The 12,528-nt window shown below is 64.6% G+C and carries 14 protein-coding genes; 11 read left to right on the top strand and 3 right to left on the bottom strand.

Going from position 1 to position 12,528, the window contains the following annotated elements; translation table 11 throughout:
* Positions 1 to 16: 16 nt before the first annotated feature.
* Positions 17 to 931: a putative 2-dehydropantoate 2-reductase gene (locus LRS53_RS19685; RefSeq protein ID WP_231357039.1), complete on the bottom strand. Its 915-nt coding sequence runs from the start codon at positions 929 to 931 to the stop codon at positions 17 to 19.
* Between the two features lie 123 nt (positions 932 to 1,054).
* Here LRS53_RS19685 and LRS53_RS19690 point away from each other — a divergent pair, with 123 nt between their 5' ends.
* Both LRS53_RS19690 and LRS53_RS19695 read left to right on the top strand, forming a co-directional pair.
* The gene (locus LRS53_RS19690; protein ID WP_017640080.1) at positions 1,055 to 1,534 is read left to right on the top strand and encodes a YajQ family cyclic di-GMP-binding protein; all 480 of its coding nucleotides are present in this window, start codon (positions 1,055 to 1,057) and stop codon (positions 1,532 to 1,534) included.
* 97 nt (positions 1,535 to 1,631) lie between these two features.
* The gene (locus tag LRS53_RS19695) at positions 1,632 to 2,504 is read left to right on the top strand and encodes a mechanosensitive ion channel family protein (protein WP_017640081.1); all 873 of its coding nucleotides are present in this window, start codon (positions 1,632 to 1,634) and stop codon (positions 2,502 to 2,504) included.
* 27 nt (positions 2,505 to 2,531) lie between these two features.
* Here the strand turns inward: LRS53_RS19695 and LRS53_RS19700 are convergent, their stop codons facing one another.
* On the bottom strand, positions 2,532 to 4,253 hold the full coding sequence (locus LRS53_RS19700) for an AmpG family muropeptide MFS transporter (RefSeq protein WP_231357040.1): 1,722 nt from the start codon (positions 4,251 to 4,253) through the stop codon (positions 2,532 to 2,534).
* 28 nt (positions 4,254 to 4,281) lie between these two features.
* Entirely contained in the window at positions 4,282 to 4,620 is a 339-nt protein-coding gene (locus tag LRS53_RS19705; RefSeq protein ID WP_231357041.1) for an MGMT family protein, read from the bottom strand.
* 236 nt (positions 4,621 to 4,856) lie between these two features.
* On the opposite strand from LRS53_RS19705, the gene LRS53_RS19710 reads away from it, so the two are divergent.
* From LRS53_RS19710 to LRS53_RS19750, 9 genes are all read left to right on the top strand, one after another.
* Positions 4,857 to 5,864, top strand: a complete 1,008-nt coding sequence (locus tag LRS53_RS19710; protein ID WP_231357042.1) for a DUF481 domain-containing protein — start codon at positions 4,857 to 4,859, stop codon at positions 5,862 to 5,864.
* 151 nt (positions 5,865 to 6,015) lie between these two features.
* Entirely contained in the window at positions 6,016 to 6,474 is a 459-nt protein-coding gene (locus LRS53_RS19715; protein WP_017640085.1) for an FxsA family protein, read from the top strand.
* A gap of 189 nt (positions 6,475 to 6,663) precedes the next feature.
* Positions 6,664 to 6,957 (top strand): co-chaperone GroES, encoded by a 294-nt coding sequence (locus tag LRS53_RS19720; RefSeq protein ID WP_007161933.1) that lies wholly within the window; start codon positions 6,664 to 6,666, stop codon positions 6,955 to 6,957.
* Between the two features lie 39 nt (positions 6,958 to 6,996).
* A complete protein-coding gene (groL, locus tag LRS53_RS19725; RefSeq protein ID WP_017640087.1) occupies positions 6,997 to 8,637 on the top strand; it encodes a chaperonin GroEL in 1,641 nt (546 codons plus the stop codon).
* A gap of 175 nt (positions 8,638 to 8,812) precedes the next feature.
* The gene (locus LRS53_RS19730; protein ID WP_017640088.1) at positions 8,813 to 9,487 is read left to right on the top strand and encodes a response regulator transcription factor; all 675 of its coding nucleotides are present in this window, start codon (positions 8,813 to 8,815) and stop codon (positions 9,485 to 9,487) included.
* A 2-nt stretch (positions 9,488 to 9,489) separates the two neighbouring features.
* Positions 9,490 to 10,779, top strand: a complete 1,290-nt coding sequence (locus LRS53_RS19735) for a sensor histidine kinase (protein ID WP_231357043.1) — start codon at positions 9,490 to 9,492, stop codon at positions 10,777 to 10,779.
* Between the two features lie 91 nt (positions 10,780 to 10,870).
* Positions 10,871 to 11,557: a class I SAM-dependent methyltransferase gene (locus LRS53_RS19740; RefSeq protein ID WP_173150094.1), complete on the top strand. Its 687-nt coding sequence runs from the start codon at positions 10,871 to 10,873 to the stop codon at positions 11,555 to 11,557.
* Positions 11,558 to 11,584: 27 nt separating this feature from the next.
* A complete protein-coding gene (locus LRS53_RS19745) occupies positions 11,585 to 12,283 on the top strand; it encodes a lipopolysaccharide kinase InaA family protein (RefSeq protein WP_231357044.1) in 699 nt (232 codons plus the stop codon).
* Positions 12,280 to 12,498: a hypothetical protein gene (locus tag LRS53_RS19750; RefSeq protein WP_173150096.1), complete on the top strand. Its 219-nt coding sequence runs from the start codon at positions 12,280 to 12,282 to the stop codon at positions 12,496 to 12,498. The genes LRS53_RS19745 and LRS53_RS19750 overlap by 4 nt, the downstream gene beginning before the upstream one ends.
* The last annotated feature ends 30 nt before the right edge of the window (positions 12,499 to 12,528 follow it).

The raw sequence follows: 12,528 nt of genomic DNA on the forward strand, positions 1-12,528 counted from the left end.
GCAGGGTAGCCCGCAGCTAGTCCTCGGGCAATCCGCGCTCCGCGAGCCGGGTCTGCAGGCGCTGCTGCAGCTCGGTCAGGTGCGGCACCGGCAAGCGCAGCCGTCCGGCGATCGGCAGGGCATGGCCGAGCAGGTAACTCACCTCGGTACGCTGGCCGCGCTCCACGTCCTGCAGCATCGAGGAGCGGTTGTGGGCGGTGGCGGTGATTACCGCCTCGACCTCCTGCTGCAGTCCCTGGGCCACCGGGGCGAGCCCCATGGCTTCCAGCAGGGCGGTGAGTTCGTCGCAGAGCGCCGCCACCTCCGACAGATGCTGGCGCAGTTCGCCGTTGCGGCAGCCATGCAGCACGGTCAACGGATTGATGGCGCAGTTGATCGCCAGCTTGCGCCATAGCCGCGCGTCGATGTCGTCGGTCCAGCGCACCGGAAAGCCCAGCTCGGTGAGGGTATTCAGCCAGGCCGGCGGGTTATGGCTGCCGAGCTGGTCGCCGATCCAGATCTGCCCAGCGCCGGCCGCCACCACATGGAAGTCGGTCTCGCGATAGGCACCTTCGGTGGTGCTGGCTCTCAGGCAGCGCGCTCGCGGTACCCGGGCGGCCACCGCGTCCTGGCTGCCCAGGCCGTTCTGCAGCAGCAGGATCTCGGCTTCCGGCTCCAGGCGCGCGGCGACGCTGGCGATGGCCTCTTCGGCGTCGTAGCTCTTGCAGGCCAGGATCAGCCGGCGGATCGGATTGCCGGCTTCGGGTGTCTCGGCGGGCAGCGGATAGAGACTGGTGGTGTCGCCTTCGCTGAGGCGCAGTCCGCCGCCCGCGCGGTACTGCGCCAGGCGCGTGCGATCGCGCAGGATCAGCCGGACCGGCTCGCCCCCGCGAAACAACCGCGCCGCCCAGAGTCCGCCGAGACTGCCGGCGCCCAGTACGTGCCAGCTCACAGCTGTGACTCCGGTGTCGATTCCTTGCGCATGGTCGGATTCCTGAGGAAGAGGGCCAGTCGTTATAATGGTCGGTCAGGCTGCAGCGTCAAGGCTGCCCCATCGCAACCGAGGAGAAAATCCATGCCTTCCTTCGACGTCGTATCGGAGCTGGACAAGCACGAAGTCACCAACGCCGTGGACAACGCCATGAAGGAGCTCGAGCGCCGGTACGACCTGCGCGGCAAGGGCAGCTTCGAGGCCAAGGACCTTACCGTCACCCTGACCGCCGATGCCGATTTCCAGCTCGAACAGATGCTGGAGATCCTCAAGGTCAACCTGGCCAAGCGCAAGATCGACGTCCAGTGCCTGGAGGTCAAGGATGCCTACGCCTCCGGCAAGACCGTGAAACAGGAAACCACCCTGCGCGAGGGCATCGACAAGGAGCTGGCGAAGAAGATCGTCGCCCTGATCAAGGACAGCAAGATCAAGGTCCAGGCCGCCATCCAGGGCGAGCAGGTGCGCGTCACCGGCAAGAAGCGCGACGAATTGCAGGAGGTCATCGCCCTGCTGCGCGGCCAATCCCTGGGCATGCCGCTGCAGTTCGACAACTTCCGCGACTGAGCCCGTCTTCGGAACCTCTCGGTCTACCGTCCGTCGCACATAGGGCGCCGCCATTCAGGTCGCGCCCGACTTTTTCTTGTGCGTGGAGAGGTAGACGATGGATTTGAGTGCCCAGACCGATCACCTGCTGACGGCCTTCATGGCCTGGCTACCGGTCATTCTGCAGTATTGCGGCAACGTGGTGCTGGCCCTGATCACCCTGTGGATCGGCTGGTGGGTCATCAATCGCCTGACCGGGCGCCTGGCCGCGCTGTTCACCGCGCGGCACATGGACCAGGCCCTGGAAACCTTCGTGGTGACCCTGGTCAACATCGGTCTGAAGGTCATGCTGGTGATCAGCGTCGCCTCCATGATCGGCATCGCCACCACCTCCTTCGTCGCCGCCCTCGGCGCGGCCAGCCTGGCCATCGGCCTGTCGCTGCAGGGCAGCCTGGCCAACTTCGCCGGCGGGGTGCTGATCCTGCTGTTCCGGCCGTTCAAGATCGGCGACTACATCGAGGCCCAGGGCGTGCAGGGCACCGTGGATTCGATCCAGATCTTTCACACCGTGCTGCGTACCGGCGACAACCGCACCATCACCGTGCCCAACGGCAACCTGTCCAACGGCATCATCACCAACCAGTCGCGCCAGCCGACCCGGCAGATCGTCTTCGACGTCAAGGTCGGCTACGACGCCGATCTGCAGAAGGCCAAGCAGGTGCTGGCCGATATGGCCAAGGATCCGCGGGTGCTGGAAACGCCACCGCCCGCCATCGTGGTGGCCGGGCTGGGCGACACCTTCATCACCGTGTCGCTGCGCTGCTGGACCGCCAACAGTGACTTCTGGGGCACCCAGTTCACCTTCAACGAGCAGATCCGCGATCGGCTGCGTGCCGAGGGCATCGACATCGCGCTGCCCAGCCGGGTGGTCAAGGTGCTCGACGACAAAGGTGACGAACGCGCCGCGGCCGCAGCGCGCGGCGAAGCCTGAAGCGGGATGAGGCGGCCGCCGGCCGCCTCAGTGACCGCCGCTGGAGGAACCGCTCGGCACCGCGGTCCGCCGCTGGCGCAGCCAGAGCACCGCGATCAGCAGCAGCGTCGGCACCCCCATCAGCGCGGTCAGCGAGAAGAACGAGCTGTAGCCGACGTGCTCCACCATGGCGCCCGAATAGCCACCCAGCAGGCGTGGCAACAGCAGCATCAGCGAGCTGAGCATGGCGTACTGGGTGGCCGAGAATCTGAGGTTGGTCAGGCTCGACAGATAGGCGACAAAGGCCGAGGTGGCCATGCCGCCACTGACGTTGTCGGCGCAGATGGTGGCGATCAGCAGCGGCACGTTGGCGCCGGTGGAGGCGATCACCACGAACAGCAGGTTGGTCAGCGCCGAGGCGGCGCCGCCGAGGAAGAGGATCGGCAGGATCCCCACCCGGGTGATCAGCACGCCACCCAGACCGGCACCGAACAGGGTCATGAACACCCCGAAGATCTTGCTGACCCCGGCGATGGTTTCCTTGCTGTAGCCCACGTCGATATAGAAGACGCTGGCCATCACCCCCATCACCGTATCGGACAGCCGATAGGTGGAGATCAGGCCGAGCAGCAGCAGCGCCTGCCACTGGTAGCGCTGGATGAATTCGGTGATGGGCGTGAGCACCGGTGCCATCAGCCGGCGGCCCGGCGCGGTGAGGCACAGCCAGACGATCAGGCCGTACATCAGACCGCGCGGCCAGTAGCCGCCGGCCAGGGCCGACAGGCCGCCGGTGGCGGCCACGATCAGCACGATCAGCAGGATCACCGAGACCATCTGGTGGACGAAGTCGAAGCGCGGCAGCTCCTCGGCATTGGCCGCGTCGCGCAGTCGCAGAGGTTCGCGCATGCGCCGCATGAGGTCGCTCAGCGGCTTGGAGCAATAGCGGCCCCAGGGCGACAGGCAACCGACGATGAACAGGCTGTAGAGCAAGGCGCGCGGCCAGGCCTGGGCGATGGCGGCATTGATGGCGGCGGGGATGGAGATCAGCATCACCAGCAGCAGGGCGACCGCCACCAGCTGGTGATTGAAGCCGAAGCGCGATTCCGCCATGGCCATGGGCGCCACCGGCTCGGGTTCGCGGATCAGCACGCTGGTGAGTAGGCCGGGCAGCACCAGCAGAGCGAACAGCATGTAGGTGGTGGCCCAGGCGCTCTGGCTGTAGTCGAGCTTGGACGAGCCCAGCTCCTCGGCGAGAAACAGCGCGCCAGCGCTGGCCAGCAGGGCGGCGATGCGATAGCCGGTCATGTAGCAGGCGGCGAGGGCGGCCTGGCGATCATCGTCGGCGATCTCCAGGCGATAGGCGTCCACGGCGATGTCCTGGGTGGCCGAGGCGAAGGCCACCAGCACCGCCAGGGCGATCAACTGCTCCAGGTGCTGCTGCGGATTGCACAACGCCATGCCGATCAGGCCCAGGCCCACCAGGATCTGCGACAGCACCAGCCAGGAGCGTCGGCGGCCGAGCTTGCCGATCAGGGGCAGCTTCCAGAGGTCGAGCATGGGCGACCAGACCCACTTGAAGGCATAGGCCAGGCCGATCCAGCTGGCGTAGCCAATGGTCTCGCGACTCACGCCCGCTTCGCGCAGCCACACCGACAGGGTGGAAAACACCAGCATGGCCGGCAGCCCCGCGGCGAAACCCAGCAGCAGCAGGGCCAGGCAGGCCTTGGATTTGTAGGTGGTGACGGCTTCTCGCCAGAAACGTGCAAACATGCCCTTGGGCTCGGAAAAAACGCGCACTCTACTCGACACTCTCAGCTGGATTCCACCGGTACCGACGCATGTCCACCCGGTCCTCGTGCAGCGGCACACCCTCGGCCCGCAATCGTTCGCGTTGCTCCCGGCCAGAGGGGCTGTCGGATGGCAGGCTCGGCCGACCATCCGCGGCGATCACCCGATGCCAGGGCAGGGCGCTGCCCTCCGGCAAGCGCCCCAGTACCCAGCCCACCCAGCGCGCCCCGCGGCCCAGGCCGGCGAGTTCCGCCAACTGGCCATAGCTGACCACCCGCCCCGCGGGAATGGCGGCCAGCGCCAGAAACACGGCCTGGCAACGGGGTTCGGGGGGAGGGGATGCGCTCATGACGCCCTGCTGCTCGGGGAGAGAGTGCCAGTGTGCCGAAAAGTTTGGTTACGGTGGTGCTGAAACGTGTCGAGCTGTCACATTCTCCCAAGATGTCCGACCTTTGGGCAGTATTTCCGGAAACTTGCCTAAGTTTTACCCAGGAATGGTTGCGCGGGCCTCTGGCACCCGGATAATCGCGCCCTCTCGTTTCGTTACCTTTCCACCCAAGTCCACCCAAAGGTGTCCTGGTGCCCATGCGTTTTCGATTCCTCTCCTCGCTCGCGCTGTTGTCACTCGCCTCCTTCGCCCATGCCGACACCGTCTGGCTCAAGAACGGCGATCGTCTGACCGGAACCATCAAGCTGCTCGACAGCAAGAAGCTGCTCCTGCAGACCGAATACGGCGGCAACATTCCCCTGTCGTGGGACAAGATCAAGACCTTGCAGCGTGACAAGCCCGTGATCGTCCAGCGCGGCAAGTACGAACCCGATTTCCCGGTGGAAAGCCTCAAGCCGGCCGAGGATGGCCAGGTAGTGGTCAGCACCACCGACGGCCAGCAGACCGTGCCCCTGGCGAGCATCACCCAGATCGTGCCGCCGCGGCCCTTCCTGCGGGACTTCGCCTGGAAAGGCAACATCGATGCCGGCCTGGACTACATCAGCTCGTCCCAGGACAGCGAAAAATACGATATCGATTTCAAGACCCAGGCCCGGCACGGCATGTGGCGGCACAACGCCAACGGCAGCTACGACCGCTACAAGACCGACGACGTGGTCTCGACCAGCAAGTACGGCCTGCAGTACGCCCTGGATCGCTTCTTCGACGAGAAATTCTTCTGGCAGGGCCGCGCCGAATACAAGCGCGACTGGATCCAGGACCTGGCCAAGCAGCGCACCCTGGGTACCGGTCCCGGTTACCAGTTCTGGGACAACGAGCTGGGCTCTTTCTCCCTTACCGGCCTGCTCAACCACAACCGCTACCAGTACGCGGACGGCGGCTCCGACCAGTTCCTCTCGGCGAGCATGAAGTGGGACTACAACCGCTATCTGTATGGACAGACCATCCAGTTCTTCACCACGGGTGAACTGGGCCGGCCGCTGGACAACACCGCCAATCTCACCTTCGATAGCGATGTCGGCCTGAGATACAAGGTGACCAACTGGGCGTCGCTGAACCTCAAGGCGTCCAAGGAGCTGACCAGCGGAGCCGAGGGCAACGTCAACCAGACCGAATACACCGCTGGTGTCGGCGTTTCCTGGTAACCCGATGTTTCCCTAGGCGCCCGCCAACCCGTCAAGGCCGCGATTTTCGCGGCCTTCGCGTTTCCAGCCGGGGCCGGGCAGCCACCTTGAAATCGGCTCGGCCGCCTCCATCTCCTGTCTTTCAATCGGTTTCCACCGTGAAGGACTTGAGATGCGCGTGACCGCCTTACTCTTCTTGCTGTTCCCCTTTGTGGAACTGGCCGTGCTCATCAAGATCGGCAGCGAAATCGGCGTGCTCGCCACCTTCGCCCTGCTGCTGCTGAGCTTTCTGGTCGGCGTCGCCCTGCTGCGCGTCGCCGGCTTCACCACCCTCTGGCGCATCCGCATGCGCCTGGCTCAGGGGCAGATGCCCGAGCAGGAAGTCATCCAGGGGCTGACCCTGGCGATCGCCGGCGCCCTGCTGATCTTTCCGGGCTTCATCAGTGACGGCCTGGCGCTCATCTGCCTCTTGCCGGTGACCCGCAAGGCCCTGCTGGGCGCGGTGATCGGTCGGGTGACCCGGCGCAATCCCGGTGCCCAGGGCTACCAACCGGGCCCTGGGCAGGGCGCACCTCATCGTCCCGAGGTGATCGAAGGTGAAGTGGTGCACCGCGACGAGCAAAAGCGCTAAAAATTTTGCCCGTCGCCCTTGAAATGCCTGGCGACAACCTCATGTAGCGGACACCGCAAGGTTGTCGCCGCAAGGCGAGCAGGTTTCGCGTCCTGTCATGCACGGGGCGCACCCGGCGCAGCCGGTAAAAACAAACTGCCGATGCAGTCATCGGCGCTGGAAACACTTAGAACTTTGGGAGATACGACAATGGCGCTTCGTCCTCTGCATGATCGCGTTGTGATTCGTCGCAGCGAAGAAGAGACCAAATCCGCTGGCGGCATCGTGCTGCCGGGCTCGGCTGCCGAAAAGCCGAACCGCGGTGAAGTGGTTGCCGTAGGCACTGGACGCGTACTGGACAACGGCGACGTCCGTGCTCCGGCGGTGAAAGTGGGTGACAAGGTGGTTTTCGGTCCCTATTCCGGCAGCAACGCCATCAAGGTCGATGGCGAAGAACTGCTGGTGATGGCTGAGTCCGAAATCCTGGCCGTCATCGAAGGCTGATCCCCGCTCACTTTTCGAATTTCTTAGAGGAAACAGAACATGGCTGCAAAAGACGTCAAATTCGGTGACTCCGCGCGCAAGAAGCTGCTGACCGGTGTCAACACCCTGGCCGACGCGGTCAAGGCCACCCTGGGCCCGAAAGGCCGTAACGTGGTGCTGGAGCGCAGCTTCGGTGCTCCCTTGATCACCAAGGACGGCGTGTCCGTCGCCAAGGAGATCGAGCTCAAGGATCGCATCGAGAACATCGGCGCCCAGCTGGTGAAAGACGTGGCCTCCAAGGCCAACGATGCGGCCGGTGACGGCACCACCACCGCCACCGTGCTGGCTCAGGCCATCGTCACCGAAGGCCTCAAGTCCGTGGCCGCCGGCCTGAACCCGATGGACCTGAAGCGCGGCATCGACAAGGCCACCGCCGCCGTCGTCGCCGAGCTGAAGAACCTGTCCAAGCCCTGCGCCGACAGCAAGGCCATCGCCCAGGTAGGCACCATCTCCGCCAACTCCGACGACAGCATCGGCAACATCATCGCCGAAGCCATGGAGAAGGTTGGTAAAGAAGGCGTCATCACCGTCGAAGAAGGCTCGGGCCTGGAAAACGAACTGTCCGTCGTCGAAGGCATGCAGTTCGACCGTGGCTACCTGTCGCCCTACTTCATCAACAAGCCCGACACCATGTCGGCCGAGCTGGACAGCCCGCTGCTGCTGCTGGTCGACAAGAAGATCTCCAACATCCGCGAACTGCTGCCGGTGCTGGAATCCGTTGCCAAGGCCGGTCGTCCGCTGCTGATCGTCGCCGAAGACGTCGAAGGCGAAGCCCTGGCCACCCTGGTGGTCAATAACATGCGCGGCATCGTCAAGGTCGCAGCCGTCAAGGCGCCGGGCTTCGGTGATCGTCGCAAGGCCATGCTGCAGGACATCGCCATCCTGACCGGCGGTACCGTCATCTCCGAAGAAGTCGGCCTGAGCCTGGAAAGCACCACCCTGGAGCACCTGGGTCAAGCCAAGCGTGTGGTCCTGAACAAGGAAAACACCACCGTCATCGACGGCGCGGGCGTGGAAGTCGACATCCAGGCGCGTATCAAGCAGATCCGTGCCCAGGTCGAAGAAACCTCTTCCGACTACGACAAAGAGAAGCTGCAAGAGCGTCTGGCCAAGCTGGCTGGCGGTGTTGCCGTGATCAAGGTTGGCGCTGCCACCGAAGTCGAGATGAAAGAGAAGAAAGCTCGCGTCGAAGACGCCCTGCACGCTACCCGCGCTGCCGTGGAAGAAGGCGTGGTGCCTGGCGGCGGTGTCGCTCTGGTCCGTGCCCTGGACGCGCTGAAGGATCTGAAAGGCATCAACGAAGAGCAGAATGCCGGTATCAACATTCTGCGTCGCGCTGTTGAAGCTCCCCTGCGCCAGATCGTGACCAACGCCGGTGACGAAGCCTCCGTCGTGCTGGACAAGGTCAAGCAGGGCAGCGGCAACTACGGCTACAACGCCGCCACTGGCGAATACGGCGACATGCTGGAGTTCGGCATCATCGACCCGGCCAAGGTGACCCGCAGCGCGCTGCAGGCCGCTTCCTCCATCGCCGGTCTGCTGATCACCACCGAAGCCATCGTGGCTGAGCTGCCGAAAGACGACGCAGCCCCGGCCATGCCCGACATGGGCGGCATGGGTGGCATGGGCGGCATGATGTAAGAACCGCTCCGGCCCCCGGGCCGAGCCCAACCCCGGTGCTCCTCGCGGACACCGGGGTTTTTTATGGCCGGTCTCCGGCCCGCCTGGCGCTGGTCGCGCCCGGCGGACGCGGTTAGTCTCTGTGCCGAACAGCTAGCGTGCGGGCCTTGGGTGGCTCGCCAACGAGGTCAGCGACATGCGTATCCTGGTGGTGGAAGACAACAAAGACATCCTCAGCAACCTGCTGGACTACCTCAGTCTCAAGGGCTACAGCGTGGATTGCGCCCAGGATGGCCTGTCGGGGCTGCACCTCGCCGCGACCGAGCACTACGATCTGCTCATCCTCGACATCATGCTGCCCGGCATCGACGGCTACACCCTCTGCCAGCGGCTGCGCCAGGATGCCCGCCGCGACACCCCGGTGATCATGCTCACCGCTCGCGATCAGCTTGATGACCGTCTGGAAGGCTTCCGCTCCGGCGCCGACGACTACCTGGTCAAACCCTTCGCCCTGTCGGAATTGGCCGCGCGCGTCGAGGCGGTGATGCGCCGGACCAAGGGGGGCGGACGTCGCCAGCTGCAGGTCGCCGATCTCAGCTACGACCTGGACACCCTGGAGGTGAGTCGTGCCGGTAAGTCGCTCAAGCTCAATCCCATCGGTCTCAAGATCCTTGCCCTGCTGATGCAGAAGTCACCCCATGTGGTGCGTCGCGAGGTACTGGAGGAGGCGGTGTGGGGCGAGGACTACCCCGACAGCGACAGCCTGCGCAGCCACGTCCACCAGTTGCGCCAGGTGATCGACAAGCCCTTCGCGCAGCCGCTGCTGCGCACCATCCATGGGGTGGGCTACAAGTTGGTCGAGCAGGATTAGCCATGGAATATCACCTGAGCCTGTCGCGGCGGATCGTCATCGCCTTCGTGCTGATGACCTTTCTGGTGGGTGGCGTCTTTGCCCTGGGGATCGTTGCCGCGGTGCATACGGTCGAGGAACGCCTGATCTCCACCGATCTGCACAATGAACTGGAGCGCATGGTGCAGCGCGACATGAGACGCGGTGGCCAGCCGGTGCTGGATCCCGAAATGCGTCTGTATTTCGTGCCCCTCGCCGAGGTGGCGCAGTTGCCCGCGCACCTGCGCGATCTGCCGGCGGGCTTCAGCGAGGTGGAGGAGGACCAGCAGTACTTCTATGCCTACGTCGCCGAGCTGGAGGGCAACCATTTCGTCCTGTTGCAGAACCAGAGCGATTTCGAGGCGCGCGAGCGGTTGCTCTACAAGGTGGTGCTGATCGGGTTCCTGATCAGCGTGGCCCTGGCCTGGCTGCTGGGATGGGCCCTGGCACGGCGGGTGATCGCGCCGGTGGTGCGGCTGGCGCGCCAGGTGCGGCGGCGTGACCAGATCCTTGATGTGACCCCGCCCCTGGCGCCGGACTATGCCAAGGACGAGGTCGGCGAACTGGCCGGTGCCTTCGACGATGCCCTGAATCGCCTGCGTGCCGCCCTGGCGCGCGAGCGGCTGTTCACCAGCGACGTCAGTCATGAATTGCGCACGCCGCTGATGGTGATCAATTCGTCCTGCGAATTGCTGGAGGCCACGCCGGATCTGCCACCTCGGGCGAAGGGCCCGCTGGAGCGCATGACGCGCGCGGCGCGGGAGATGCAGGAACTGGTGCAGACCTTTCTGGCCCTGGCGCGCAACCAGGGCGACAGCGATACCCAGGCACCCCGTGCCACCCTGGCCGAGGTGGCGCGGCGCCAGACGCAGGAATGGCAGGCGGCGGTGGAGGCCAAGGGGCTGCAATGGCGCCTGAGCGTGGCGCCGGAGGCCGAGCGCTTGCTCTGGCACGAGCCCTTTTTGCGTTCGGTGATGAGCAATCTGTTGCGCAATGCGCTGCACTACACCGAACGCGGCTACATCAGCCTGCAGGTCGGCGCTGCGGGTTTCGTGGTGGAAGACAGTGGCGTTGGCATTCCCGAAGAGCAGCGTGAGGCGATGTTCCAGCCCTTTGTCCGTGGCGCTGAGGGCCGTGGCGAGGGACTGGGGCTGGGCCTGTCGCTGGTCCGGCGGATCTGTCAGCTGCAGGGCTGGAGCGTGACCCTGGGCGACAGCGCGGCAGGGGGGTGCCGCTTCGATATCGCTCTTGGCAGCGAGAGGGTAGCCGACTAGCGTTACAGAATTTTCACAACGGCTTGACCGGGGTTTGACAGCGGCCTGGATAGGGTAGCGACACTTCTCCACTCCCTCAGGAGCCGCCTCCGTGAAAGCGCCCATCGACCTGCCCTTTTCGCAAAAGTACGACGCCGACCACGCCCGCCAGTATTACCTGAAGCATCAGGACGGTCTGGCCCGGCGCCTGTCCAACTGGCGCGACCAGCAACTGGCGCGGCAGGCCCTGAGTATCGCCGGCCAGCCCAATCTGGTGCTGGATCTGCCCAGTGGTGCCGGTCGTTTCTGGCCGCTGCTGGCGGAGAAGCGCAATCGTCTGATCATCGGTGCCGATTATTCGGAAAACATGCTGGCCACTGCCCGTGCGCAGCAGCCCGCCGAGGTCGTGGCCCGGGTAAAAACGCTGCAAACGTCGGCTTTCGCTATCGACTTGTCCGACAATTCTGTAGATTGCATTTTCTGTATGCGTTTGTTTCACCATGTGGGCGAATCAGCGGACCGTCTGGCGCTGCTGCAGGAGTTCCATCGGGTGACCCGTGACAGCGTCATCCTGTCGCTGTGGGTGGATGGCAACTTCAAGGCCTGGCGTCGCCAGGCACTGGAACGTCGGCGCCAGGCCGAAGGCCGCGACCGCGGCGGTTACCAGAACCGATTCATCGTCGAGCGCAGCCAGTTCGAAGCGGAAGTCGCCCAGGCCGGCTTCGTGGTCGACCGAGCCCTGGATTTTCTGCCGGGCTATGCCATGTGGCGGGTCTATGTCCTGCGCAAGGCCAATTGAAGCTATCTAGAATAAGAGAGGCAGCCGATGGGAGCCGTGACGCAGGGCGAAGAGCGTTTCGATCGCTGGTGGAACACCGCAGGCGACTGGGTGGAAGCGCCCAATGTCCGCCGGGGCGGCGAGAGCGGTGTCCAGCGCCTGCAGCTTCCCGACGGGACCCTAGCCTACGTCAAGCGCCAGGTCGGTCATCTCTATCGTAGTTTGCGTCATCCCCTGGGACGGCCCACCGCCTTGCGCGAGCGGGATGCGCTGATCGCCTTTCGCGACCTGGGTATCCAGGTTCCCGAGTTGCTCTTTTGCGATGCCCAGCAAGCCCAGGGTGGCTGGCGCGCGTTGCTGGTGAGCGCCGCCCTGGAAGGCTATCAGGATCTCGATCACTGGTACGCCGAAGGCGGTGGCCAGGCGCTCAGCGAAGCCGAGCACGAGCGCTTCCTGACCACCCTGGGCGAGGTGCTGGCGCGCATGCACCGTCACCGCTGGCAGCATGGCTGCCTCTACCCCAAACATATCTTCGTCGCCGAGCGCATTGGGCCGGAGGGCAAGGAATTCTCCATCGCCTTGCTCGATCTGGAGAAGTGTCGCCAACGAATGGCTATAGACACGGCCGCCCGTCGGGATATGCTGCAATTACGCCGCCATTCGTCGTGGAACGCTGCGCAATGGCGAACTCTGCTCTACGTTTACCAACAGGCGTTGGGACGGAAGATCAGAGGGTTGGAGCCATGACTTCACAAATTACTCGAGGTTTGCTGATCGCGGCTTTTTGCGGGGTCACCACGCTGGCCTATGCGAGCTGGCTAAGACCGGCAGCCGTGGTCGTCGGTAGCGAAGGCCTGGACTACTGCCAGACCCCCGTGGCGCGCACCCTGAACACCTCCAGCACGGGTAGCCAGGACCTGCTGCTGTTCCTCTTCGGCATGACCCAGACCCACAATCGTTAGGCCCCGGACGGTCAAGCGCCTTTCGCTTCC

The sequence above is a fragment of the Pseudomonas sp. PLB05 genome (genome assembly GCF_021106615.1).
In the GTDB taxonomy this organism is placed as follows: domain Bacteria; phylum Pseudomonadota; class Gammaproteobacteria; order Pseudomonadales; family Pseudomonadaceae; genus Chryseomonas; species Chryseomonas benzopyrenica.